At 62.4% G+C, this 23,543-nt stretch carries 22 protein-coding genes and 1 pseudogene; 9 read left to right on the plus strand and 14 right to left on the minus strand.

Translation table 11 applies throughout. From position 1 onward, the window contains the following. Positions 1 to 37 precede the first annotated feature (37 nt). Positions 38 to 1,114 carry a tartrate dehydrogenase gene (locus AC1DUY_RS27825; RefSeq protein ID WP_093759542.1) on the minus strand — a complete coding sequence of 359 codons (1,077 nt, stop codon included), beginning with the start codon at positions 1,112 to 1,114 and terminating at the stop codon, positions 38 to 40. Positions 1,115 to 1,258: 144 nt separating this feature from the next. On the opposite strand from AC1DUY_RS27825, the gene AC1DUY_RS27830 reads away from it, so the two are divergent. Next, a complete protein-coding gene (locus AC1DUY_RS27830) occupies positions 1,259 to 2,038 on the plus strand; it encodes an SDR family oxidoreductase (protein ID WP_478118533.1) in 780 nt (259 codons plus the stop codon). Between the two features lie 168 nt (positions 2,039 to 2,206). Here the strand turns inward: AC1DUY_RS27830 and AC1DUY_RS27835 are convergent, their stop codons facing one another. The 3 genes from AC1DUY_RS27835 to AC1DUY_RS27845 form a co-directional block, all read right to left on the minus strand. Continuing rightward, the gene (locus AC1DUY_RS27835) at positions 2,207 to 3,118 is read right to left on the minus strand and encodes a 4-(cytidine 5'-diphospho)-2-C-methyl-D-erythritol kinase (RefSeq protein WP_478118535.1); all 912 of its coding nucleotides are present in this window, start codon (positions 3,116 to 3,118) and stop codon (positions 2,207 to 2,209) included. Positions 3,119 to 3,122: 4 nt separating this feature from the next. Further along, on the minus strand, positions 3,123 to 4,910 hold the full coding sequence (locus tag AC1DUY_RS27840) for a tetratricopeptide repeat protein (RefSeq protein WP_231078089.1): 1,788 nt from the start codon (positions 4,908 to 4,910) through the stop codon (positions 3,123 to 3,125). A 310-nt stretch (positions 4,911 to 5,220) separates the two neighbouring features. Next, entirely contained in the window at positions 5,221 to 6,879 is a 1,659-nt protein-coding gene (locus tag AC1DUY_RS27845; RefSeq protein ID WP_478118537.1) for an electron transfer flavoprotein-ubiquinone oxidoreductase, read from the minus strand. Positions 6,880 to 7,034: 155 nt separating this feature from the next. On the opposite strand from AC1DUY_RS27845, the gene AC1DUY_RS27850 reads away from it, so the two are divergent. Beyond that, the gene (locus AC1DUY_RS27850; protein WP_478118539.1) at positions 7,035 to 7,868 is read left to right on the plus strand and encodes a uracil-DNA glycosylase; all 834 of its coding nucleotides are present in this window, start codon (positions 7,035 to 7,037) and stop codon (positions 7,866 to 7,868) included. On the opposite strand, the gene AC1DUY_RS27855 is transcribed toward AC1DUY_RS27850, so the two are convergent. From AC1DUY_RS27855 to AC1DUY_RS27870, 4 genes are all read right to left on the minus strand, one after another. Then, complete coding sequence (locus AC1DUY_RS27855; RefSeq protein ID WP_478118541.1) at positions 7,865 to 9,373, minus strand: glycosyltransferase family 39 protein; 1,509 nt, start codon at positions 9,371 to 9,373, stop codon at positions 7,865 to 7,867. The genes AC1DUY_RS27850 and AC1DUY_RS27855 overlap by 4 nt on opposite strands. Before the next feature lie 82 nt (positions 9,374 to 9,455). After that, positions 9,456 to 10,190 (minus strand): ribonuclease HII, encoded by a 735-nt coding sequence (locus tag AC1DUY_RS27860; RefSeq protein WP_478118543.1) that lies wholly within the window; start codon positions 10,188 to 10,190, stop codon positions 9,456 to 9,458. Between the two features lie 75 nt (positions 10,191 to 10,265). After that, a complete protein-coding gene (locus tag AC1DUY_RS27865) occupies positions 10,266 to 10,718 on the minus strand; it encodes a VOC family protein (protein WP_478118623.1) in 453 nt (150 codons plus the stop codon). A 117-nt stretch (positions 10,719 to 10,835) separates the two neighbouring features. Next, on the minus strand, positions 10,836 to 11,999 hold the full coding sequence (locus tag AC1DUY_RS27870) for a PA0069 family radical SAM protein (protein ID WP_175368747.1): 1,164 nt from the start codon (positions 11,997 to 11,999) through the stop codon (positions 10,836 to 10,838). Positions 12,000 to 12,203: 204 nt separating this feature from the next. On the opposite strand from AC1DUY_RS27870, the gene AC1DUY_RS27875 reads away from it, so the two are divergent. Both AC1DUY_RS27875 and AC1DUY_RS27880 read left to right on the plus strand, forming a co-directional pair. Next, positions 12,204 to 12,773 (plus strand): glycosyltransferase, encoded by a 570-nt coding sequence (locus AC1DUY_RS27875; RefSeq protein WP_478118545.1) that lies wholly within the window; start codon positions 12,204 to 12,206, stop codon positions 12,771 to 12,773. Positions 12,774 to 12,808: 35 nt separating this feature from the next. Next, positions 12,809 to 13,282 (plus strand): annotated as a pseudogene (locus tag AC1DUY_RS27880) (GNAT family N-acetyltransferase); the annotation flags it as partial. Here AC1DUY_RS27880 and moaB read toward each other — a convergent pair. Further along, the gene (gene moaB, locus AC1DUY_RS27885) at positions 13,279 to 13,839 is read right to left on the minus strand and encodes a molybdenum cofactor biosynthesis protein B (protein WP_441231542.1); all 561 of its coding nucleotides are present in this window, start codon (positions 13,837 to 13,839) and stop codon (positions 13,279 to 13,281) included. The pseudogene AC1DUY_RS27880 and the gene moaB sit on opposite strands and share 4 nt — an antisense overlap. Positions 13,840 to 13,844: 5 nt before the next feature. Beyond that, entirely contained in the window at positions 13,845 to 14,786 is a 942-nt protein-coding gene (ypfJ, locus tag AC1DUY_RS27890; RefSeq protein WP_089262405.1) for a KPN_02809 family neutral zinc metallopeptidase, read from the minus strand. A gap of 240 nt (positions 14,787 to 15,026) precedes the next feature. On the opposite strand from ypfJ, the gene AC1DUY_RS27895 reads away from it, so the two are divergent. Beyond that, positions 15,027 to 16,160 (plus strand): site-specific DNA-methyltransferase, encoded by a 1,134-nt coding sequence (locus AC1DUY_RS27895; RefSeq protein ID WP_093759553.1) that lies wholly within the window; start codon positions 15,027 to 15,029, stop codon positions 16,158 to 16,160. Between the two features lie 148 nt (positions 16,161 to 16,308). Then, positions 16,309 to 16,995, plus strand: coding sequence for a glutathione S-transferase family protein (locus AC1DUY_RS27900; RefSeq protein WP_478118548.1), 687 nt, complete (start codon positions 16,309 to 16,311; stop codon positions 16,993 to 16,995). Positions 16,996 to 17,050: 55 nt separating this feature from the next. Here the strand turns inward: AC1DUY_RS27900 and AC1DUY_RS27905 are convergent, their stop codons facing one another. Then, positions 17,051 to 17,479 carry a nuclear transport factor 2 family protein gene (locus AC1DUY_RS27905; protein ID WP_478118550.1) on the minus strand — a complete coding sequence of 143 codons (429 nt, stop codon included), beginning with the start codon at positions 17,477 to 17,479 and terminating at the stop codon, positions 17,051 to 17,053. A gap of 91 nt (positions 17,480 to 17,570) precedes the next feature. Between AC1DUY_RS27905 and AC1DUY_RS27910 the strand changes: the two genes are divergently transcribed. Both AC1DUY_RS27910 and AC1DUY_RS27915 read left to right on the plus strand, forming a co-directional pair. After that, positions 17,571 to 18,494, plus strand: coding sequence for a LysR family transcriptional regulator (locus AC1DUY_RS27910; protein ID WP_478118552.1), 924 nt, complete (start codon positions 17,571 to 17,573; stop codon positions 18,492 to 18,494). Positions 18,495 to 18,650: 156 nt separating this feature from the next. Then, positions 18,651 to 18,986: a hypothetical protein gene (locus AC1DUY_RS27915; RefSeq protein WP_089262415.1), complete on the plus strand. Its 336-nt coding sequence runs from the start codon at positions 18,651 to 18,653 to the stop codon at positions 18,984 to 18,986. A gap of 78 nt (positions 18,987 to 19,064) precedes the next feature. Here the strand turns inward: AC1DUY_RS27915 and AC1DUY_RS27920 are convergent, their stop codons facing one another. Next, the gene (locus AC1DUY_RS27920; protein WP_478118554.1) at positions 19,065 to 20,390 is read right to left on the minus strand and encodes a methyl-accepting chemotaxis protein; all 1,326 of its coding nucleotides are present in this window, start codon (positions 20,388 to 20,390) and stop codon (positions 19,065 to 19,067) included. Beyond that, the gene (locus AC1DUY_RS27925; protein WP_231078099.1) at positions 20,353 to 20,889 is read right to left on the minus strand and encodes a PAS domain-containing protein; all 537 of its coding nucleotides are present in this window, start codon (positions 20,887 to 20,889) and stop codon (positions 20,353 to 20,355) included. Before AC1DUY_RS27925 ends, AC1DUY_RS27920 begins: the two co-directional genes overlap by 38 nt. Positions 20,890 to 21,095: 206 nt before the next feature. Between AC1DUY_RS27925 and AC1DUY_RS27930 the strand changes: the two genes are divergently transcribed. Further along, a complete protein-coding gene (locus tag AC1DUY_RS27930; RefSeq protein ID WP_478118556.1) occupies positions 21,096 to 22,385 on the plus strand; it encodes a flavin-dependent oxidoreductase in 1,290 nt (429 codons plus the stop codon). A gap of 45 nt (positions 22,386 to 22,430) precedes the next feature. On the opposite strand, the gene mutY is transcribed toward AC1DUY_RS27930, so the two are convergent. Next, positions 22,431 to 23,543 (minus strand): A/G-specific adenine glycosylase, encoded by a 1,113-nt coding sequence (gene mutY, locus AC1DUY_RS27935; RefSeq protein WP_478118558.1) that lies wholly within the window; start codon positions 23,541 to 23,543, stop codon positions 22,431 to 22,433.

The following is a 23,543-nucleotide window of genomic DNA, read 5'->3' on the forward strand; positions in this document are numbered from 1 at the left end:
CAAGCCGGGCATTTTTGTAGATGCGCAAGAAGCAGAATTACTCCACCATCTCCGCCACGGCCTTGCCGCAAGCGCCTGTATCTGCCTGACCGCCGAGATCGCGCGTCCGTAGCGTGCGTTCACCGAGCGTCCGTTCAATCGCCTTGACGATCGAATCCGCAGCAGCCTTCTCGCCGAGATGTTCCAGCATCATCGCGCCGGACCAGATCATGCCGATCGGATTCGCAATGCCCTGCCCGGCAATGTCCGGCGCCGAGCCATGCACCGGCTCGAACACCGACGGGAAATCGCCGGTCGGGTTGATATTGCCGGACGGCGCGATGCCGATGGTACCGGTGCAGGCCGGGCCGAGATCGGACAAGATGTCGCCGAACAGGTTGGACGCAACCACGACGTCGAACCAGTCCGGATGCATCACAAAATTCGCGGTGAGGATGTCGATGTGATACTGGTCCCACTTCACATCGGGATAGTTCGCGCCCATCGCCTTCACGCGTTCGTCCCAATAGGGCATCGTAATCGCGATGCCGTTGGACTTGGTCGCCGAGGTCAGGTGCTTCTTCGGCCGCGACTGCGCGAGGTCGAACGCGAACTTCAGGATGCGGTCGACACCGGTGCGGGTCATCACCGTCTGCTGGGTAACGAATTCACGATCGGTGTCCGGGAACATGCGACCGCCGACGGATGAGTATTCACCCTCGGTATTCTCGCGCACCACCCAGAAGTCGATGTCACCGGGCTTGCGGCCGACCAGCGGACAGGGCACGCCGGGCATCAGGCGCACCGGACGCAGATTGACGTATTGGTCGAATTCGCGACGGAACTTGATCAGCGAGCCCCACAACGAAATGTGATCCGGAATCTTTGCCGGCAGGCCGACGGCGCCGAAATAGATCGCATCGTGCTTGCCTATCTGCGCCTTCCAGTCGTCCGGCATCATCTGGCCGTGCTTCTCGTAATAGTCATAGGACGAGAAGTCGTAATGATCGAAATGCACCTTCACGCGATGCTTTTTCGCTGCCGCTTCAAGGACACGCAGGCCTTCCGGCATGACTTCCTTGCCGATGCCGTCACCGGGAATGACTGCGATCCGATATTCTTTTTGTGCGCTCACGTGGGGTTTCCTTCGCCAGTAATTCTGCCTGCAGATGTGGACCAAAGCCGGCCTGCGATCAACGCTGCACTGCAATGTTGACCGGTTTTGCCGCAGGGGCCTAACTCTGCCGCAGACACTCCCTTCTGCAATCAGAGGCATTCCATGGATCTTCATTTGCGCGGCAAGCGCGTCCTGATCACGGGCGCATCCAAGGGTATCGGCGCGGCGGCCGCGGAAGCGTTTGCCGAAGAAGGCTGCGATCTCCGCCTCGCGGCCCGCAATGTGGAGCAGATGCAGGCCTTGGCAGACCGGCTGCGATCCAGCCACCAGATCGATGTCGCGGTGCATGGCGTCGATCTGCGCAAGCCGGACGATCTGGCCGCGCTGGCGGCTGCTGCGGGCGATATCGACATTCTCGTCAACAATGCCGGCGATATTCCCGGCGGCTCGCTCGACAAGATCGACGAACCGACCTGGCGCCATGCCTGGGACCTCAAAGTGTTTGGCTTCATCAATCTGACGCGCCTCGTCTATGCGCAGATGAAGGCACGCGGCCATGGCGTGATCGTCAACGACATCGGCGCTGCCGGCGAGAAGTTCGACGCCAATTACATCTGTGGCAGCGCCGGCAATGCCGCGCTGATGGCGTTTACGCGGGCGCTGGGCGGCAAGAGCCTGAAGGACAATATCCGCGTCGTCGGCATCAACCCGGGCCCGGTGGAGACCGAGCGCCACATCACGCTGATGAAGACCCGCACCAAGGCGCAATTCGGGGACGAGAACCGCTTCCGGGAATTGCAGCAGGGCTTGCCACTCGGCCGCGCTGCGAAACCGCGCGAGATCGCCGACATGATGACGTTTCTGGCGTCAGATCGCGCGGGCTATACGACCGGCGTGATCTACACGGTGGATGGTGGCTACAGCGCAGGCTGGAGCAGTTAGTCGCTTTTCTTAACCTCGCCCCGCTTGCGGGGAGAGGTCGGAGCACGAGCGGCAGCGAGTGATCCGGGTGAGGGGGAGCCAGTGTTTCACTCGCTGGCTCCCCCTCACCCGTCGCGGACTTCGTCCGCGCCACCCTCTCCCCGCAGGCGGGGCGAGGGAAAAAGCGCGCTAGCTCAGTGCGCCGGAATGCACCCACCACAGCGGATGAGCGAGCTGGATGGCGCCGGCCGCGCGCTGCGCGTCGGTGTCATTGCCGAACAGCGCAAAACAGGTCGCGCCCGAACCCGACATGCGAGCCAAGCGAACGCCTTCGGCACCGCGCAAGGCCGACAGCACGGTGTCAATCACGGGCTCGACCTTCAATGCGGGCGCTTCAAGATCATTGGTTCCGGCATTGAGCGCGTCGATCCAGGCATCGAGTGAGCCGCCTTCATTCGGCCAGGTAGCCCGTTTCAGGACGTCTTTGACGCCGACACGCAGCTCGCCATTCTTCAGGCCGAGCTCCTTGAACACATCCTTGGTCGCTACCGGCACGCGCGGATTGACCATCACGCAGGGCAAACGCGGAATGCTGAGCGGCAGCAGGTTTTCGCCCACACCGGTCATCACGCAGGCGTGCGACGGCACGCAAACCGGCACATCGGCGCCGGTCAGGCGCGCCACTTCGAGCACGCGGGGATCGTCCATTTCAAGATTGTTGGCGCGCACCAGAAGACGCAGCGCCGCAGCAGCATCCGCCGACCCGCCGCCAATGCCGGCGGCAACCGGCAAATGCTTGTCGAGTGCAAAGCGCCCGAAGGTCAGGCCCTTAACCCGCTCGCCGAGCAAGCGCGCGGCCTTGATGACGAGATTGTCGGCGGTGTCGCCGCATTCCTGCGCGCGCGGACCGGTTGCGGTCAGCGACAGGTCGGCACCCGCATCGAGCGTCAATCTGTCGGCGCAATCTGCAAAGGCCACGACGCTTTCGAGATCATGATAGCCGTCAACTCGACGACCGATGACGCGCAGGGTCAGATTGACCTTGGCGCGCGCATCTTCTTCGAGAACCGGGCTCGTTGAACCGGTCGTGCCCCCAACCATGGAATTAGCCGCCTTTGCCGTCTTCTTTTTTCTTGTCGTTGGATGCGGCCGAGGACGAAGGTTCGTCCGACAGACCGTTTTCCATCTTGGCTTCGATCTTCGGAATCTCTTCGGCTTCCGGCTTCAGATCCTTGGCGTGCTGCCACTGGAACTTGGCTTCCAGCTTGCGACCGACGCGCCAGTAGGCATCGCCGAGATGGTCGTTGATGGTCGGATCTTCCGGCTTCAGGTCGATGGCGCGTTCGAGCTGCTTCACGGCATCGTCGAAATTGCCGATGCGGTAATAGGCCCAGCCGAGCGAGTCGACGATGTAGCCATCGTCCGGACGCTGATCGACGGCGCGTTTGATCATCTTCATGGCGTCATCGAGATTGATGCCCTGATCGATCCAGGAATAGCCGAGATAGTTCAGCACATGCGGTTGCTCGGGCTGCAATTCGAGCGCCTTGCGCATGTCGACTTCAGCCTTGGCCCACTGCTTGGAACGCTCCAGGCAGATGCCGCGGAAGTAGAAATACACCCAGTTCGGCTTGTCCTGGTTGGCGGCAATGACGTCGATGCCCTTGGTATAGGTTTCGGAACAATCCGCGAATTTCTTGCGACCGCGTTCAATATTGCCGAGCGCCATGATGGCTTCGAGATCCCGGGGATCGTCGGCGACAACGCCCTTGAGAATCTTGATGCCTTCATCGCTGCGATCGGCCGCATCGAGATCGGTGGCCTGTTGGATCTGCGCGTTGCGCTTCAGCGCCGAATTGGCGGGCACGCGCTCATAGACCTTGATGGCCATCTGCGGCTTCTTCACCGACTCATAGAGGTCGGCGAGCGACAGCAGCGCCAGCGAGTGATCCGGCTTGAGGTAAAGCGAGAGCTGCAGATAGACCAGCGCGAGATCCTCACCGCCGCGGCGTGTCAGCGACGCGCCGATGCCATAGAGCGCTTCAGCAGCGCCAGCCTGCGGGCTGTCGACCAGCGGCGCCAGCTTCTTGCCGGCCTTGGTCTCGCGGATACCTTCCAGCACCAGCGGGTGACGGGCGAGCTTCTTGTTGAAGGTCTCATAGATGCCGAGCGCTGCGGCATCGTCCTTGTTGCGCGAGGTCCAGCGGCCATAGGCGTCGACCACGCGCAGCGCGGAATCGTCGAGCTTGTAGGCGCGCTCGAAACGGGCGCCCGCATCCTTCTGCTTGTTGGCAAGATCAAGGATCAGGCCAGCATGCAGATCCTTGAAGATCGGATACCATTCCGGACCGGCCAGCTTGTCGATATTGGCAATCGCTGTCTTGCTCTCACCGGCGCCGTAGCCGGCCCAGGCCGACAGCAGCGTCGCAACGAGGTCGGTGATCGGGCCGCGGACCGACTGGTTGATATTGGTCTGCGCGGCAGCGTATTTCTTCAGCTTGAGATCGCGCACACCCACAACGAGACGGGCGACGCGGTTCGACTTGTCGATGGTGAGGATGCGATCGGCGAGCTTCACGGCCTCTTCGATATCGCCGTCAGCGAGCGAGGAGATGAAAGCGCGATCGAGCAGTTCATTGTTCTTCGGATCAGTGCGCAGCGCGGAGCGGTAAAACGCCGCAGCCGAGGTCGCATCGCGCTCGACGCTGGCGTGGCGGGCGGCCAGATAGCTGCCGGCGGTGGTGAGCGACTTCAGGTCACGGGAGGTGGGAAACTGGGCAGCCGAGCTATCGCCGGTATGATCCGGGGTTTGCGCCAGCAGCTGACCGGGCATCGCGAGAACGGCGACCGTGGCGGCAGCGAGCGTCAAACGATTGAAACGGATGGACAACATAGGGTTCGCCTAGCTCCAGGATTTACGGGCAGGATATCGAGCAAAATGCGAGCAGGACTGCAAGACAGGCTCGGATGCGCAGCCGACCCGGCAATAGTGCGCATGCCAACAATGCCGCGTTTGGCGGTCAATCGCAAGGATCGGGGGCGCGATCGCACCAATGGCACCTTGAAGCCTGTCAGCAATTGGGCCGCCGGATTGCGCCACTGCCCCTGAGAACGCTCGCACTGTGGCGTTATCGTGACATCCGGCCGGTGTAGCGGCCCGCCTACGGGCGCCGCCGCTCACACAATCGTAATCAGCGAACCGGTTACATCGCCTCGTAGTTCGGGCCGCCGCCACCTTCCGGCGGAACCCAGGTGATGTTCCCGTTGGGATCCTTCACGTCGCAGGTTTTGCAGTGGACGCAATTCTGCGCATTGATCTGGAATCGCGCACCGCTCGACTCTTCAACCCACTCATAGACGCCTGCCGGGCAATAGCGATTTGACGGGCCGGCAAAGACGTCGTGCTCCGACGACTTCTGCAGTGCCATGTCGGCAACCTTGAGATGGATCGGCTGGTCCTCCTCGTGATTGGTGTTCGACAGAAACACCGAGGACAGGCGATCGAAGGTGATCTTACCGTCCGGCTTCGGATAGACGATCGGCTGATACTGCTTGGCGGGCTTGAGCGCCTTGCGATCCGGCTTCTCATGCTTCTGGGTCCCGAACAGCGAGAAGCCGAACGTGTTGCACCACATGTCGAAGCCGCCGAGCGCGTTGCCGAGGAGGGTCCCGAACTTGGACCACAGCGGCTTGGCGTTGCGGACCGGATAGAGATCCTTGCCGATCGAGGACGACCGCCAGCCGGCCTCGTATTCCATCAACTCGTCATTGGCGCGACCTGCAGCCAGCGCAGCGGAGACGTGCTCGGCAGCCTGCATGCCTGACGCCATGGCGTTGTGAACACCCTTGATGCGCGGCACGTTGACGAAGCCTGCGGCGCAGCCGATCAGCGCCCCGCCCGGGAAGACCAGCTTCGGCACCGACTGATAGCCGCCCTCGGTGATCGCACGGGAACCGTAGGCTAGGCGCTTGCCGCCTTCGAACGTGTCGCGGATCAGCGGATGGGTCTTGAAGCGCTGGAATTCCTCGAACGGATAGAGATAGGGGTTTTCGTAGTTCAGATGCAGTACGAAGCCGACGGCCACGAGGTTATCGTCGTAGTGGTACAGGAACGTGCCGCCGCCCACGTCATTGTCGAGCGGCCAGCCGAACGAGTGCTTCACCGTGCCCTTTTGGTGCTTGGCCGGATCGATCTGCCAGACTTCCTTGATGCCGATACCGAACTTGCCGGGCTCGCAATCCTTGTCGAGGGCGAATTTGGCGATGATCTGCTTGGTCAGCGAGCCACGTGCCCCTTCGGCGAACAGCGTGTATTTGCCGAGCAGTTCCATGCCGCGGGTGAAGGAGTCCTTCGGCTTGCCGTCGCGGCCGATGCCCATGTCGCCAGTGGCGATGCCGCGCACCGCGCCATTGTCGTCATACAGCGTCTCGGCAGCCGCGAAGCCGGGATAGATTTCGACGCCAAGCGCTTCCGCCTTCGCACCCAGCCAACGGCACACCATGCCAAGCGAGGTGATGTAGCAGTGATGATTGTTCATCAGCGGCGGCATCAAGAAGTTCGGTAGCTTGAAGCCGCCGGTCTTGGTCATGAAATAGAACTGGTCGTCCTTGACCTGGGTCTTGAGCGGGCAGTCCGCATCCTCGCGCCAATCCGGGATCAGCTTGTCGAGATTGACGGGATCGATCACCGCGCCGGACAGGATGTGCGCACCGACCTCGGAACCCTTCTCCACCACGACGATGGACAGGTCCGCATTGAGCTGCTTCAGCCGGATCGCAGCCGACAGACCGGAGGGGCCGGCACCGACGATGACGACGTCGAATTCCATAGACTCGCGCGGCGGAAGTTCTTCAGTGCTCATAATCTCGTCTCAGACCCGTTTCCAACCCGTTCAGAACGCTTCTAAGGGCTGTTGTTTCCGATTTTTGACGGAAGAACAACCACCTAAATGCACAGGGGGCGTTTCACTGGGCGGCGATCCGGCCTAGATTGCTGGCATGCCTGTGACCCCCTCTCATGACGCCTGAACCCCACCCCAGCGTTGCGCAACTGCTCGCCTTTTATCTGGAGGCCGGGGTCGATTGCGCATTGATGGATGAGCCGGTGAACCGGCTGTCGGACGACCTCCCGCCGCCTGCCCGGGAGCTGTCCGACAGCGCGCCGAAGCGGCCACCGCTCAATGGCATGCCGCCGCCCCCCGCACGCCCACCCACCCGCGTCGAGGTCGCCCCGGACGTGGCGATTGCCGCCGCCCGCGACGCCGCGCGTACCGCGCCCTCGCTTGAGGTGCTGCGTGGCATGCTGGATACATTCGACGGCTGCGCCCTGAAATCGACCGCGACCCAACTGGTGTTTGCCGACGGCAATCCACAGGCGCGGATCATGTTCGTCGGCGAGGCACCCGGCCGCGACGAGGACATCGAGGGCCTGCCCTTTGTCGGCCGCTCCGGCAAATTGCTCGACCTGATGATGGGCGCCATCGGCCTGAAGCGCACCGACGTCTATATCGCCAACGTCATTCCATGGCGGCCGCCGGGCAACCGCACGCCGACGCCGCAGGAGACGCAGATCTGCCTGCCGTTCATCCAGCGCCAGATCGAGCTGGTGAATCCGGACATCCTCGTGACGCTGGGCAATCCCTCGACACAGACGCTGCTGCAGACCCGCGACGGCATCATGAAGTCCAGGGGACGCTGGGTCGACTACGACACCGGCACCCGCAAGATCAAAGCGCTCGCGACGTTCCACCCCGCCTATCTGCTGCGCTCGCCGTCTTATAAGCGGATGACCTGGATGGATCTGCGCGCGATCGCGAAGGCGCTGGAAGCGCCGTCGGGCAGGACCAGCTAGGGCGCCTTCGGCCGCACGATCGCCCAGCCGATCCGCAGCAAGGGTTGCCGGCCATTCACCAGACGCTCGAAGGCGCGCGGGACTTCCGGTACGAGATTAGGGAAGCGCTGCGCGATCTCCGCGGGCGGCGTGCCGATCGTATCTGCTGCGCGCCACACCACGACGCCGCCGGTCTCGGCGAACTTCGCTGGCGTGATCCACGGCGTACGGGAAGGCACTGCATCGTTCAGCAGATGCGGCCGTGCCGCGCTCATCCCGATCAATGCTGCGAGTTGCGCATCGCCTGCGACCGCCGACAGTGGACGATTGGTGCGACGCTCGAAACTCTCGCCGAAGAAGCGCCCGATCTCGCGCGCGGGCAGCGCCGTCACATCTTCGGGGCCGTCAACCCAAGGCAGAATCACAAGGCTGGCGAAGGCTGCGAGTGCAGGCGCGATGATGGCGAAGGCCCAGACCTTGCGCAGCACGCGCTGGCGCCGCAGCGCGATCAGATCGCCCGACGCCACGACCACGGCGAGACCCGACATGACCAGCGCAACGCCGGCGCCGCCGACAACGCGATCGAGGCCGTAAAGCGCGGCGAACAAGCTGCCGAGCAATCCCGGCGCGAGTGCAAAGAAAAACACATAGCCCCGCGCCAGCGGATCGACCGGCGGGCGGAAGATAATCGGAGCTTCCTCGGTCTTCGGAACGATGCGGCCCCAGTTCATCACCGTCAGCACGATCACGCCGGTAATTGACGCAAGCAGCCAGGCCATCAGCACGCCCCACTGCCGCGCCTGGCCTGCGATATCGGTCAGTTGCGGCGGTACAGGCACAATCGGTGCACCGGCCCGGATCACCCACATGGCCCATGGCAATGTCAGCACCGCGATGACCAGCAAGGCATAAAGCGGGTCGAACGACGTCAGGTTACGGCGGCCACGCGAGGTCGCGAGACCGAAGACGAGTGGCAGCGGCAGTAGCCACATCGCATGAGGCGTGGTCAGCAGCAGCAGGCCGGCCTCGATGGACAGCGCGAACCAGGCATTGCGACGGCCCTGCCCGATCGCGAGCCAGGCATGCAGCAGGAACATCGCCCAGAGCGGACGCGCCAGGATCAGCGGGCCGAATTCGATGCCGGGCGTGCTAAAGGTCGTAACCGTCATCGTCAGCAGCACGGCGATCACCGCCTGCGGGCCGCCAACGATGGCACTGCCGAGCTGATAGACCGCACGGAAGGTGAGGACGGCGCAGATCTGCGCCAGCAGATACACGCCGAAGACATGATTGCCGGCGGCCCGGAAGGCGATATCGGCCAACCAGAACGCCAGCGGCGGACCCATATGGGTGCCGACCTGATATTCCCGGCCATAGGCCAGCACGGTGGCGAGATCCCCAGGTGGCCCGCGATAGAGCAGAAGAGGCACCACCAGCCAGATCGCCGCCTGACACAGCACGACGATCCAGAACACCAGCCGCGGCCGGGCGCGGATCAGTTCGACGATCAGGGAGGTGAAACGCATTGAACGTCTGAACCGGCCAGCAGGGAATGAAGCGTGCTCAGGTGATACGGCGCGGAGCCGGGAGAGGCAACCGCCTGGGCGCTCAGGCGGTTATCTCGATATCGATGGCGGTGTGGACTTCGATCAGACCCGCCGCACGAACGCCAGCCTGATGACGCGCACGCGCCGCAGCAACCGGCGCGAACAGGCTGCGATGATGAATGCTGGGCCCCAGTTCATTCAGCGCGGCCATATGCTGCGGCACGCCGTAACCCTTGTGCACCTCGAAGCCGTAGCCCGGGCAATCCTCGGCCAGCCGGCACATCAGCCGGTCGCGCGACACCTTGGCGATGATCGAGGCTGCTGCGATGGAGAGCACCAACGCGTCGCCGCCAATGACGGCCTCGCAATCGGCCGTCGTATCGATCTTGTCGCGGCCGTCGACAAACACATGTTTCGGCGCGTCCGGGAGCGACGCGACCGCACGCGCCAGCGCCCAGAGCGAGGCCCGCAGGATATTGTCGCGGTCGATCCGGGTGGGTGATGCGTAGGCGACGGCAAAGGACGACGTAGCGCAGATTTCCTCGAACAGCGCCTCGCGCTTGCTCTCTGTCAGCTTCTTGGAATCGTCGAGGCCTTTTGGAATGTTGTTCGGGTCCAACACAACCGCGGCGGCAACCACCGGTCCTGCGAGCGGACCACGCCCGGCCTCGTCGCAACCAGCCACCGGCCAGATGCCTCTCTCCAGCAGCGCGAATTCGCGCGTAAAGCATGGCGCGACAACGATCTTGCTCTTGCGCGGCTTGGCGGGGGGCTTCTTTTTCGCATCTCGAATCATCCGGCGATCCTGCTGAAGCAGACCAACACGCGCAACCGGGAACTCGGGATCGTGCCCGCTATTCAGATTGCCGCTTTAATCGTCCAGATGCACTCGCCGGTCGTCACCGACCTCGATCCCCGGTGCCGTCACCACGTCCCAGGCGTGCCCGTCCGGGTCCGCAAAGTAGCCGGAATAGCCACCGTAATCGGTCTTTCGCGCTGGCTTCAAAAGCGATCCACCACAATCGACAGCGAAAGCGAGGACCGCATCGACCTCGCCTTCGGAGCGGCAATTCCACGCCAGCGTGCTGCCGCGAAACGCCTGCGGCCTTGGATGGTCAGGCAATGTCGCGTCCTGCGCCAGTTGATCCCACGGAAACAGCGCGAGGACGCTGGCGCCGGTGTCGAAAAAGGCGATGGCATCGCCCGAGCCACGGGCCTTTCGCGTAAAGCCCAGCGCTTCGTAGAACGCAATGCTCCTGCGCATATCCGCGACGCCCAGCGTGATCACCGTCATGCGCGCGATTGGCGCGGGTGGTTTCTTCATCGTCATGCGCGTCACTCCTGTACTCACTCTATAGATCGAAAAGAGGGACGTTGGCAGGCTCTGGTTTCCTGCCAACGTCCCCTCTCCACCACTCCGTACGCTGCGAGACCTGCGGAGTTAGAACAGATTCAATTGCTGACCGGCACCGGCCGGCTTCTCGAAATGATCGAGGGTGAGCTTCGAACGACGCTTGTTGAGGCCAAGCTTCGTGCAGGCGATCTCGAAGCGGCGACCGATCATCCAGGCCATAGGCCCCGTGCCCTTCATGCGCGTGCCCCATTGCGAGTCGTAATCGCGGCCGCCGCGCATTTCGCGGATCAGCGTGAAGACATGGCGATAGCGATCCGGATAATTCGCGATCAGCCATTCGCGAAACAGATCGCGCACTTCCATCGGCAGCCGCAGCAAAACGTAGCTGGCTTCCTTGACGCCGGCATGAGCGGCGGCATCGAGAATGCGCTCGATCTCGCTGTCATTCAGCGCGGGGATCACCGGCGCCACCATCACCGTGGTCGGAATGCCAGCCTCAGATAGCTGCCGCAAAGCTTCCAGTCGCTTCGACGGTGTCGACGCGCGCGGCTCCATGGTGCGCGCTAGCTTCGGATCGAGCGACGTCACCGACAACGCCACTTTGACCAGATTGCGCTTCGCCATCCTCGCCAGGATATCGATATCGCGCGTCACCAAAGCCGACTTCGTGACGATGCCGACGGGATGACCGGTCTTCTCCAGCACTTCGAGAATGCCGCGCATCACCTGCCGCTCGCGCTCGATCGGCTGATACGGATCGGTATTGGTACCGATCGCGATCATCTTCGGCTCGTATTCGGCGGCGGCCAGCTCCTTCTCGAGCAGCGCCGGCGCATCGGGCTTCACGAACAGTTTGGCTTCGAAATCGAGCCCGGGCGAGAGACCGAGATAGGCGTGGGTCGGCCGCGCGAAACAATAGACGCAGCCATGCTCGCAGCCACGATAGGGATTGATCGAACGGTCGAAGCCGATATCCGGCGACTCGTTGCGCGTGATGACCTTGCGCGCGGTGTCCGTCGCAACGGTCGTCTTGAACGGCGGCAATTCATCGAGGCTCTGCCAGCCGTCATCAAAGGCGACCCGGGCCTCGGCCTCGTAGCGTCCGCTGTCGTTGGACTGGGCACCGCGGCCGCGTCGCCGCTGCTTGTCGATCGCCACCGCGATCTCGGGAAAAGGGGAAAGCGCACCCGCCGGCTTATCGGAGGGCGCCGGGACCGGCGGGTGCTTGAGGGCAGCGATCTGGCGACTCATGAAGCCACGATAGCGCACAAACGGAACAAAGCAAGAACATAAATACGGTGGCACACGATCGGGGCACTGTGCATTCTCCCGCCGCCTTGCAGGGGCGGCCGAAAGTCGAACCGCCCCGAAATTGCAGCAGCCGCCGGTGCCGCATAGACTATGACGAAACGATAACGCGGCCACCCCGTTGTTGAGAGGTATCATCCGACACCCATGCTGAGCGTGATCATCCCCACCGAAGGCGTCGAACAGCCCGCTGTTGCCACACTGGCAGCGCTGGTGCCGGGCGCTGCTGCCGGTGTGATCCGCGAAGTGCTGCTGGTCGATCGCGCTGGCACCGATGTCATCGAACGTGTCGCCGATGTCGCGGGCTGCGGCTTCCTGACCTCGCAGGGATCGCGCGCCGCGGCGATGGCCGCCGGCGCCAAGCAGGCGCGCTCGCCCTGGCTAATGTTTCTCCATGCCGGCGCCGTGCTCGATGCCGGCTGGATCGAGGAGACCCAGCAATTCATCCAGCGCGTATCGACCAGCAACCGCCCCCGCGCGGGCATTTTCCGCTATGCGCGCTCGCCCTATGACGAGACCAATTTTCGCGATGGCCTGAAGCACCTGGTCCGGATGATCACGGGACCCAAGGCCGATCAGGGCCTGCTGATCGGCCGCGAACACTATGATCGTCTCGGCGGCTACGCGCCCGATGCCCGGCGCTCGGAAGCGCGGTTGCTGCGCCAGCTCGGCCGCTCCTCACGCACATTGCTGCGCAGCCGGATCATCGTTGCCTGATCATGGCCGCCCAAGCCCCCGATGCCGTTCAGCTTGCAGTGCTACGCGATCTCCAGCCTGGCGATATCGACTGGGTCATCCGCAGTCACGGCGAGCTCTATGCGGCCGAATACGGGTTCGATGCATCCTTTAAGGCGCTGGTAGCCGACATCGCTGCAGAATTCGTCGCATCATGCGATGCCACGCGCGAACGCTGCTGGATCGCCGAGATGGACGGCGCGCCCGTCGGCTCGCTGTTTCTCGTGAAGGCATCCGACGACGTCGCCAAGTTTCGGCTCTTGCTGATCGATCCCAAGGCGCGCGGACAAAAGCTCGGCCAGCGCATGGTGACGGAATCCATCACCTTTGCGCGGCAATGCGGCTATCGCAGGATCACGCTCTGGACCCAGAGCAATCTTGGCGCAGCGCGAAAAATCTATCAGGATTCAGGCTTCGCGCTGGTCGCCACCGAGCCGCATCGCAATTTCGGGCAGGATTTGATCGGTGAGACCTGGGAGCTCGTGCTCTAGACCGACGCGCCCTTCGCTTTGGGACGTCGCAGATGCTCATCCAGCCGCGGCATGATCTCCACGAAATTGCAGGGCTTTGTGCGGTAATCTAGTTGCGCGGCAAGGATGCCGTCCCAGCCATCGCGGCAGGCGCCGGGCGAACCCGGCAGGCAGAAGATAAATGTCGCGCCGGCGGTGCCAGCAGTCGCGCGGCTCTGGATCGTCGAGGTACCGATCTTGGCGTGGCTCAGCATGTGAAACGCAATCGAGAAACCATCCATCCGCTTCTCGAACAGAGGCTCGATGGCTTCCGGCGTGACATCGCGGCCGGTGAACCCCGTGCCGCCGGTCGTGATGATCGCGTCCACGCCGGGATCGGCAATCCATGCGCGCACGATCTTGCGGATCGCTTCGACATCGTCCGTGACGATCTCGCGCTTCGCCAACACGTGACCAGCCGATGTCAGCCGATCGGCCAGCGTCGCGCCGGACTTGTCGTCATCGAGCGACCGCGTGTCGGAAATCGTCAGTACCGCAATGTTGAGCGGTACGAAGGCTTTGGTCGTGTCGGGCTCCATCGTCGTTACAGTCGATCCGTCGCGAATGTATTGCAGGCCTGCACGGTGCCTTGCTGATAGCCGGTCATGAACCAGCGCTTGCGCTGTTCGGCAGAACCGTGCGTGAAGGAATCCGGCACGACGCGACCCTGTGCCTGACGTTGCAGCGTATCGTCGCCGATGGCGGACGCGGTCTGCAACGCGGCATCGATGTCACCGGCTTCGAGGAAACCGGGCCGCTTCTTCGATTCGCGATTGACCCAGACGCCGGAGAGGCAATCGGCCTGCAGTTCAACGCGAACCTGCAGCAGATTGGCCTCAGCCTTGCTGCCCGCCTGCTGCTGCAGCCGTGTCACGCGCGGAATGATCCCGAGCAGGTTCTGAATGTGATGGCCGGCTTCATGCGCAATGATATAGGCCGCGGTAAATTTACAGGCATTGCCCGAGCAACCGCGGAATTTGGTTTCGACCTGACGGAAGAAGCCGGTGTCGAGATAGATCTTCTTGTCGGGCGGACAGTAGAACGGCCCCATCGCCGACTGCGCATTGCCGCAGCGCCCGCCATTGGTGGCATTACGAAACAGCACGATCTGCGGCCCGGTATATTTCTGCCCGCTCTCCTTGAAGATTTCGTCCCAGCGATCGTCGATCTCGCCGAGCACGCCGGAGATCATGCTGCCCATCTCGTCGGTGGGTGCGCCTGATTTCGTCGGCGTCGAGCGCCGATCGGTCTGATAGGTCGGCGCCTGCTGGCCGCCGGTGAGAATTTCTGCACCGCCGATCAAGATGCGCGGATCGATGCCGAACGCCCAGCCAACGAGGCCAAGCACAATCACCGTGCCGATGCCGAGACCACCGCCACCGCCCGGAATTCCGAAACCACCGCCACCTCCGCCGCCATATCCGCCGCCGCTATCGTCACGACGGTCGTCGATATTGTCGCTGCGACGGAAGTCATCGTAACGCATGAGGTAATTCCTTCATTTCAAGTCGCAGCATTTTAGACCGGTTTGACGCGATCCGAACACCATAACGCAATTGCAGCGCAAAATTTCCATTCCATTAAGCATTAACCTGCCCGGCAAAACTTGCCTAGTTCGAACTCGTTACCAATTAAGTCGATTTTTACTTTGCCCGGTCAATGTCTGCCTGTCGGTTGTTTAGTCCCGCGTCGCCGACAGCGTCGCCTGAGTCAGAGTAATTGAGTCATGGTTGTTTCGCGTCGCGGGGCGTCTGCAAGGGCGCCCCGCTCTCACTTCGAAACCTCTCCGAGCAGCAGCATCGTCATTGGTGATTGCGTCGCAGAGATGTCAAAACTCCCGGCAGGGTCGGTCGATCTGGTGTTCGCAGATCCGCCGTACAATCTGCAGCTGAAGGGCGATCTCAAGCGCCCCGACGAATCCCATGTCGATGCGGTGAATAATGACTGGGACAAGTTCTCGTCATTCGCCGCATATGACGACTTCACGCGCGCGTGGCTCCTGGCCGCACGCCGTATCATGAAGCCGTCGGCGACCTTGTGGGTGATCGGCTCCTACCACAATATTTTCCGCGTCGGCGCGATCATGCAGGACCTCGGCTTCTGGGTCCTCAACGATATCGTGTGGCGCAAATCGAATCCGATGCCGAATTTCCGCGGCCGTCGCTTCACCAATGCGCATGAGACTATGATCTGGGCCGCGCGCGATGAGAACGCCAAGGGCTATACGTTCAATTACGAAGCCCTCAAGGCCGCGAATGAGGACGTGCAGGCGCGTTCCGACTGGCTGATCCCGCTCTGCACCGGCGACGAACGCCTGAAGGGCTCGGACGGCAAGAAGGTTCACCCCACGCAGAAGCCGGAAGGCCTGCTGGCCCGCGTGCTGCTGTCGTCGTCGAAGCCCGGCGACCTCGTAATCGATCCGTTCAACGGCACCGGCACCACTGGGGCTGTCGCCAAGCGCCTTGGCCGCAATTACATCGGCTTCGAACGCGACCGCGATTACGCCGCCGCTGCCGAAGCACGCATCGCTGCAATCGAGCCGCTGCCGGAAGCAACGCTGGCACCGTTCATGACCGCCCGCAGCGCGCCCCGCGTGGCGTTCTCGGAACTGGTCGAGCGCGGCATGATCTCGCCCGGTACCAAGCTGGTCGATCTCAAGAAGCGTCATGGTGCATTGGTGCGCGCCGACGGCGCCATCATGTTCGGCGACAAGGTCGGCTCGATCCATCGCATGGGCGCGATGGCCCAGGGCTCCGCCTCCTGCAACGGCTGGACGTTCTGGCACGTCGAGACCAAGAAGGGCCTGCGCTTGATCGACGAACTCCGCGCTGAAATCCGCAGCGAGATGGGCGCGGTCTAAAGTCCCCGCCCATGCCACCGGCCGGACGCATGCGCCCGACCTTCGTCAAAACATCGCTTGCACTCCCCCTGAATTCCAAGCACGAGACAACGGTCCGCATCAGCGGCCCGCCTCGTGCTTTGACGTACAAAATCCTGGGAGATTTGAGATGCTGAAGTTTTACTTCAACGGGTCGCCAAACCCGACCAAGGTCGCGCTGTTTCTGGAAGAAGCCGGCCTGGCCTATGAGCCGATCGCCATCGACACCCGCACCGGTGCGCAATTCAACCAGGACTTCCTGAAGGTCAATCCGAACGGCAAGGTGCCTACAATCGACGACGATGGCGTCAAGGTGTTCGACAGCAACGCCATCCTGCTCTACCTCGCCGAGAAGACCGGCAAATTCCTGCCCGCCAACACCCCGGCCAATCGCGGCGAGATGCTGTCCTGGCTGATGTTCGTCGCCACCGGCGTCGGTCCGTTTTTCGGCCAGGCCGTGCACTTCAAGCATTTCGCGCCGGAGAAGATCGACTACGCGCATAACCGCTATCAGTTCGAGGCCAAGCGCCATCTCGGCGTGCTCAATGACCGCCTGGCGGGACGGCAATATATGGTCGGAGACAGCTACACGATCGTCGACATGGATGTCTGGGGCTGGGTGAGGATGACCAACTTCATCCTGGGCGACGAGGGCTTCGCCCAATTCCCCAACGTAAAGCGCCTGCATGATGAGATCTCGGCGCGTCCGGCCGCAGCGAAGGCTGTCGCCCTGAAGGACACGTTCAAGTTCAAGGCCGAGATGGACGACGAAGCCCGCGCCGCCATGTTCAAACATCTCGCCACCAGCGCAGCCTGATCACGAACCATCCGACGAATGCCGGGCGCAGCACTGCGCCCGGCATTTTTTTGTGTCAGGCAGGCGCGCGCGCCATCTCTTCCGGAAACGGCCCCAACACCCGCTCCACAAGCGCAGTGTCGCAATATTCCTTGATCATGGTGATCTTGCCGTTCTCGACACGCCACACCATGCAATAATCGTTGTCGTAACGATCGCCGGTCTTGGTGACATTGTCGCCCTTGGCCTCGACCACCACCAGATTGCCTTCCGCAATGAAATTGGACGCGACCGTGCGCGGCCGGATGTCAAATAGCGACCTGAAATGCCCCATGAGGCCGTTGAGGATCGCATCCTTCCCCTTGAAGGTGCGTCCCCAGGAATACTGACCGACCACGATCCAGCATGCATCATCGGCGAGATGATCGGCGAAGGTCGTGCCGCTGCGGTTGGCTGAATCGCTATAGACCTGCTGAATAAGCTTCTTGTTGTCTGCCGTGCTCATTGTTCTGCTCCATCGCTTGAACGATGACGCAGTATGGGTTGGACAATCCCCATTCTTCCAATCGATAGTCCGTATGATATATATTCGGTCCATGAATTTGGCCGCGCTCGATCTCAATCTGCTGGTCGCGCTCGATGCATTGCTGCGCGAGAGCAATGTCGGCCGCGCCGCGATGCGGATCGGCCTGTCGCAACCGGCTGCGAGTCACGCATTGCGCCGGCTGCGCGACGTTCTCGGCGATCCCCTGCTGGTCCGTGTCGGCGCCCGCATGGAGCTGACGCCGCGCGCACAGGCCCTGCGCGGTCCACTTGCCCAGACACTGGAGCAAGTCCGCGGACTGTTCATCCCGGATGTCTTCGACGCCCGCCAAAGCGACCGGCACTTTCGGCTGATGATGCCGGATCTGGCCGTCGAACTGCTGATGCCGCCATTGATGAAGAAGCTCGACAGCGTCGCGCCGGGCGTCCAGATCAACGTCGTGCCATGGCGCGGCCCGGCGATCATGACGGCGGAATTCGCCCGCAGCCTCGACATGGTGATCAGCATCGGCAACGCCTTCAACGGCTTCCATCGTCAGTTGCTCTATGTCGATTCCGATGCCCTCGCCGTCCGCAGGGGCCATCCGGCGACATCGCGCCTGAAAACGACCGACGGGTTTCTCAAAGCCCGTCATATCGCCGTGGTGCTCCGAGGCCAAAGCGAAGACCTCATCGACGACTGGCTGCTCAGCAAGAAACTGGAGCGGCAGATTGCCCTCGTCGTCCCGAGCTATATCGAGGCGCTGCATGTTGCGGCGCGCACCGATCTCGTGGCCTTTGTGCCGCGACGCCTGATCGCCGCATTGGCTCAGCCGCTATCGCTCACAATCATTGCCCCACCGCTCGATCCCGGCATCGACGAACAATTCATGTTCACGCCGACACGCGCGCAATTCGATTCCGGATCGATCTGGCTCCGCAAGATCATGCTGGAGACCGGCCGCGAACTCGACCCGCCGAAGCGCCGCACGGCCTGACGCAGCGCGCCTCGGTCAATTTTGCCGGCAAAGCTTGCCGGCAGGCAACGCCTGATAGCAACTAGAAATACCTAACCGCTTATGATTTCTGAATATTTCTGATGGCCTGATTTTTGCGTAGTGGGTCGCGAACATCTCACAGCAAGAGAAATTCAGATGTCGAACTCCATTATCTCCAGCATGCAGTCCTTCAAGCTTCCGACCAGACTGCAGCCATCCGACAAGGCCGAGAGCGGCCTCGGCAATGCAACAGCGATAGCAAAATCGCCGGAAGAGAAATTCCTCGACTACGCGAAAAAGACGCCAGCAGAAAAAATGCGCGATGCGCTGCTGTCGAGCATCGGCGTAACGGAAGAAGAATTGAACAACATGTCGCCGGAGCAACGCCGGGAGGTCGAGCAGAAGATTGCCGACAAGATCAAGGAGGCCGTGAACAAGAAGACGGAGAATGGCGGCAGCGCCAGCGGCTTCTTCACGGATATCAGCGCCTAACAGGCGCGCCTTTCACCACAAACGGAATTGGCGCCGCAACGGCGCCAATTCCAGATCATTCGAAATGAGCCGACGCGATCAGCGCGCGGCAGCTTGGCGTACCAGATTTTGCCGGGCCTCGCCGAGATAGCCGCGGATTTCCTTGGTCAGCAATCCCGACTGCGACGACAGATCGCCCGATGCCACCATGGTCGATGTGGCGAGTTGTTCGGTGTCTTTGGCGGTGGTTGCCAGCGACTGGATGTTGGTTGAAATCTCGCGCACCACGGCGAAGGCCTCGTCGATGTTGCGCGCGATATCGGCCGTTGCCGCCGACTGCGCTTCGGAGGCGCTCGCGACCTTGCCGGTGATCTCGTTCACTTCCGCAATCACGGTGCCAATCTCGGTGATCGACGAGCTGACCTTGTCGGTCGCCGACTGAACCTGGCCGATTTCCTTTTCGATCTCGGCGGTGAAGTTGGCGGTCTGGGTCGCCAGTGCCTTCACTTCATGCGCCACCACAGCGAAACCGCGGCCAGCATCGCCTGCGCGGGCCGCCTCGATCGTCGCGTTCAGCGCCAGCAGATTGGTCTGGCTGGCGATCACGTTGATCGAGGTCACGACTTCACTGATGCGTACGGCGACAGCGCGAAGCACGTCGACATTGCTGGCTGCATCGGCGACGCGTTCGACGGCACGGCCGGCAATCGCCGCCGAGCGATTGACGTCGGCGCCCACTTCGCTGGCGCTGGACGACAGTCGCGCCGTGGCCGAAGCCACCGACTGCATGTTGGCGGACGCCTGTTCGGATGCCGCTGCCACCGACGTGACGCGGGTCAATGTCGAGGATGCGCCAGTCCGCAGATTGCCTGCGGTGCTGCTCATCTCGACCGCGCCGCTGTCGAGTGCGGATACGATGCCACCCACTGTAGATTCGAGCTCGCTGGTCTGGCGCTCGAAATTCCGGATGCGGTCGGCGATACTGTCGGTCGCCGCGTTCATCGCCTTCGCGCCGTGCAGCAGGCCGCCATGCAATCCGCCCGGCAGGATGCGCCGGTAATATTTGTTGTCGTTGAGCGCTGCCATCGCCGCGGTGGATTCGCGCACGAAGGCATCGCAGCCGTCGATCATATCATTGACGCTGTGCAGCAACTCGCCGGTCACGCCGCGTACCGGGATTCCAAGGATACGGGCCTCGAAGTCCCCCTGCGCGATGCGCTGGCAGGCGATGCGCGCCTTCTCGATCAGGCGCGCCGTCTTGCCCATCAGGACAAGCGCGACAACGGCGGCAGCGATCGCAACAGCCTGACAGACCATGGCCGCGAGCGGAAGACCGAAGAACTGAAGCACCAGAGCAAGCGCAGAGCCGGCAATGACGACGAGCGTGCTAAGCTGCGCTCTTGAGAGAAAACATAAGTTCGTCATAGCTGACTTTCTGGGATGCAACGAAATCGGTAAGGGCCTTGTAGCCGGCGGCGAGGGATTCCTTGCCGTTCACGTGTCGCTTCTCGATTGCCAGCACGTCGGCATATACAGGCGCGATCGTCTTCTTGATGAGATCCGGCGGCGGGACACGGCGATTGGAATGATAGCCGGCGATCTTGCCATCGAGGCCGTAGGACGGCGTGACATGGGCGAAGACCCAGTAGTGATCGCCATTGCTCGCCATGTTCTTCACAAAGGCGAAAATCTCGCGGCGCTCCTCGACGGTGTCCCAGAGCAGCTTGAAGACGCTGCGCGGCATATCGGGATGACGGATCAGGCTGTGCGGCTGGCCGAGCAACTGCTCTTCGGTGTAGCCGGCCATCTTGCAGAACAGACGGTTCACATAGGTCATGCGACCCTTGAGATCCGTCTTGGATACGATGAGCTCCGATGCCGGAAAGAAAGTCTCGCGGCCGCTCGGCTTAATCTGGTTGGACATCATTGACCTGTCGGTGACCGATTCACCCAAAAACTAGTGCCACCGGTATTAGGGAACGCGGCTGAATTTTGCGTTAAGGTTCCGTGCACCATGAATTCGCTGCTGGCGGACGACCCGGACGCGTTTTTCCGCCGCGATCGTCCCAGTTGCCGTCATCGCCTCTCCCATGCCATGACCTCGATCAAATCGAGGGGGAGGCAACAGAAATGACCGTTCTCATTGCAGGCGGCGGAATTGGCGGACTGACGCTCGCGCTCAGCCTGCACCAGATCGGCGTGCCATGCCGCGTGTTTGAAAGCGTGCCCGCGCTCAAGCCGCTCGGCGTCGGCATCAATGTGCTGCCGCATGCGGTGCGCGAGCTGATCGAACTTGGCCTGCACGACGACCTCGACGCATCCGGCGTGCGCACCCGCGAACTCGCCTTCTTCTCAAAATACGGTAAGCCTATCTGGAGCGAACCGCGCGGCATCGAGGCCGGATACAAATGGCCGCAGTTCTCGATCCACCGCGGCACGCTGCAGCAGATACTGCTCGACACCGCCATCGAACGCCTCGGCGCCGAGAACATCCTCACCAGCCATCATTTGACCGGCTGGACGGAAACGCCGGAGGGCATTCGCGCCGACTTCATCGACAAGGCCACCGGCAAATCCGCTGGCAGCTATGACGGCACGCTGTTGATCGCAGCCGATGGCATCCATTCGGCGATCCGCCAGAAGCTCTATCCGGAGGAAGGCGCGCCGCTGTGGAACGGCCGCATTCTCTGGCGCGGCATCACCAGGAGCGATGCGTTCCTGACCGGCCGGACCATGATCATGGCTGGCCACGAGATCCTGAAATTCGTCTGCTACCCGATCTCGCAGGAGCCGGACGCCGATGGCAAATACGACATCAACTGGGTGGCCGAACGGCACATGCCGCCGACCTATGAGTGGCGCCGTGAGGACTACAACCGCGCGGCACGGCTCGAGGAATTCCTGCCCTGGTTCAAGGACTGGAGATTCGACTGGCTCGACGTACCCGGTCTGATCAGCAATTGCCCGCACGCGTACGAATATCCGCTGGTCGACCGCGACCCGGTCGATCGCTGGACCTTCGGTCGCGTCACGCTGATGGGCGACGCCGCGCATCCGATGTATCCGATTGGCTCCAACGGCGCGTCGCAGGCCATTCTCGACGCCCGCGTGCTGACGCGTGAAATTCTCGCCAAAGGCGAAGTGCCGGCCGCGCTCGAAGCCTATGAAGCCGAGCGACGCCCCGCAACCACCGACCTTGTGATGCTGAACCGCCGCAATGGACCGGAACAGGTCATGCAGATCGTCGAGGAGCGCGCGCCTGAGGGCTTCAACGTCGTCACCGACGTGCTGTCGCAGCAGGAACTCGAAGACATCGCCGCCAACTACAAGCGCGTCGCCGGATTTCAGGTTGAAGGGCTCAACGCGAAGCCGCCGATCGTGACGATGCCGCAATCATCACAACTTTCCAGCGCGAGTTGATGCAGCTCGCGCGCCGACTTGCATTCAAGCGTCTGGATTCAAACGTCAATCCAGTCCATGCGCAATGACTTTGCGCATGACATTCGGCAAGGCTTCGTCGTCCAATGTTGCGATCGGGACCCAGCGCATGCCCTCCGGGGGGCGGGTGCGGGGCGGCACATGCGCCGTATAGACGGCGAGCTCCAGCGGGAAGTGCGTGAAGATATGGGTGACCGCACCGACTTTGCGATGCCACGCTGTCAGATTTTTTAAGGTCGGCGCCTGCTTCAAGGCGTCCTTGTCGTCGTGACCGGCGAGCCACTCCGATGACGGCACTTCGGTCATATTCCCCAGCAAGCCCTTTTCCGGGCGGGTGCGCACCAGGAGTTCGTTGCCGCGCGTGACCACGAAGGCTGCTCCCTTGCGCAAGGTGCCGGCCTTCTTCGGCAGTTTGCGCGGAAACGTCTCCTGATCGCCGCGAGTCCTGGCGGCGCAATCGTCGTTGATGGGGCACAGCGCGCAGGCCGGCTTCTTGGGCGTGCAGATGGTGGAGCCGAGATCCATCAGCGCCTGGGCGCTGTCGCCCGCCCGCGAGGGACCGAGCAGCGTGGCGGCGAGCCCCACGATGACGGGCTTGGATTTCGGCAGCGGTTCTTCCACCGCATAGAGCCGCGACGTCACGCGCTCGATATTGCCGTCCACCGGCATGCATTGGCGACCGAAGGCGATCGCGGCGATGGCCGATGCCGTATAGGGCCCGATGCCGGGCAACGCGCGCAGGCCGTCCTCGGTATCCGGAAAGGCGCCGCCATGATCGCGGAGCACGGTGACGGCGCAGGCGTGGAGATTGCGCGCGCGGGAGTAATAGCCGAGCCCAGCCCACATCCGCAGCACGTCGTCCTGCGAGGCGCTGCCGAGATCGCTCACCGTGGGCCAGCGTGCCAGGAACTTGGCGAAATACGGCCCGACCGCCTGCACGGTGGTCTGCTGCAGCATGATTTCCGACAGCCAGACCCGATAGGGATCGATGCCCTCGCCCGGCAACGGTCGCCACGGCAAGCGGCGGCGATGTTTGTCATACCAGGCGAGCAGTTGGGCCGGACGCTTGGCGGCGGCGCTTTCCCCGCTATCCCGTGCGGAAGGTTTCTTTCGTCGGGTGGCGGCGGCTGATAGACTCAT

This window comes from Tardiphaga sp. P4_G1 (genome assembly GCF_056401215.1).

Coding starts and splice junctions, on each gene's coding strand:
- AC1DUY_RS27915 (WP_089262415.1), top strand. CDS start 18,651: ATGTCGAACTCCATTATCTCCAGCATGCAGTCCTTCAAGCTTCCGACC.
- AC1DUY_RS27895 (WP_093759553.1), top strand. CDS start 15,027: ATGGTTGTTTCGCGTCGCGGGGCGTCTGCAAGGGCGCCCCGCTCTCAC.
- AC1DUY_RS27865 (WP_478118623.1), bottom strand. CDS start 10,718: ATGAAGAAACCACCCGCGCCAATCGCGCGCATGACGGTGATCACGCTG.
- AC1DUY_RS27850 (WP_478118539.1), top strand. CDS start 7,035: ATGACGCCTGAACCCCACCCCAGCGTTGCGCAACTGCTCGCCTTTTAT.
- AC1DUY_RS27860 (WP_478118543.1), bottom strand. CDS start 10,190: ATGATTCGAGATGCGAAAAAGAAGCCCCCCGCCAAGCCGCGCAAGAGC.
- AC1DUY_RS27920 (WP_478118554.1), bottom strand. CDS start 20,390: ATGACGAACTTATGTTTTCTCTCAAGAGCGCAGCTTAGCACGCTCGTC.
- ypfJ (WP_089262405.1), bottom strand. CDS start 14,786: ATGCGTTACGATGACTTCCGTCGCAGCGACAATATCGACGACCGTCGT.
- AC1DUY_RS27905 (WP_478118550.1), bottom strand. CDS start 17,479: ATGAGCACGGCAGACAACAAGAAGCTTATTCAGCAGGTCTATAGCGAT.
- AC1DUY_RS27870 (WP_175368747.1), bottom strand. CDS start 11,999: ATGAGTCGCCAGATCGCTGCCCTCAAGCACCCGCCGGTCCCGGCGCCC.
- AC1DUY_RS27830 (WP_478118533.1), top strand. CDS start 1,259: ATGGATCTTCATTTGCGCGGCAAGCGCGTCCTGATCACGGGCGCATCC.
- AC1DUY_RS27855 (WP_478118541.1), bottom strand. CDS start 9,373: ATGCGTTTCACCTCCCTGATCGTCGAACTGATCCGCGCCCGGCCGCGG.
- AC1DUY_RS27930 (WP_478118556.1), top strand. CDS start 21,096: ATGACCGTTCTCATTGCAGGCGGCGGAATTGGCGGACTGACGCTCGCG.
- AC1DUY_RS27845 (WP_478118537.1), bottom strand. CDS start 6,879: ATGAGCACTGAAGAACTTCCGCCGCGCGAGTCTATGGAATTCGACGTC.
- AC1DUY_RS27840 (WP_231078089.1), bottom strand. CDS start 4,910: ATGTTGTCCATCCGTTTCAATCGTTTGACGCTCGCTGCCGCCACGGTC.
- AC1DUY_RS27875 (WP_478118545.1), top strand. CDS start 12,204: ATGCTGAGCGTGATCATCCCCACCGAAGGCGTCGAACAGCCCGCTGTT.
- mutY (WP_478118558.1), bottom strand. CDS start 23,543: ATGAGTCTATCAGCCGCCGCCACCCGACGAAAGAAACCTTCCGCACGG.
- AC1DUY_RS27835 (WP_478118535.1), bottom strand. CDS start 3,118: ATGGTTGGGGGCACGACCGGTTCAACGAGCCCGGTTCTCGAAGAAGAT.
- AC1DUY_RS27910 (WP_478118552.1), top strand. CDS start 17,571: ATGAATTTGGCCGCGCTCGATCTCAATCTGCTGGTCGCGCTCGATGCA.
- AC1DUY_RS27900 (WP_478118548.1), top strand. CDS start 16,309: ATGCTGAAGTTTTACTTCAACGGGTCGCCAAACCCGACCAAGGTCGCG.
- AC1DUY_RS27925 (WP_231078099.1), bottom strand. CDS start 20,889: ATGTCCAACCAGATTAAGCCGAGCGGCCGCGAGACTTTCTTTCCGGCA.
- moaB (WP_441231542.1), bottom strand. CDS start 13,839: ATGGAGCCCGACACGACCAAAGCCTTCGTACCGCTCAACATTGCGGTA.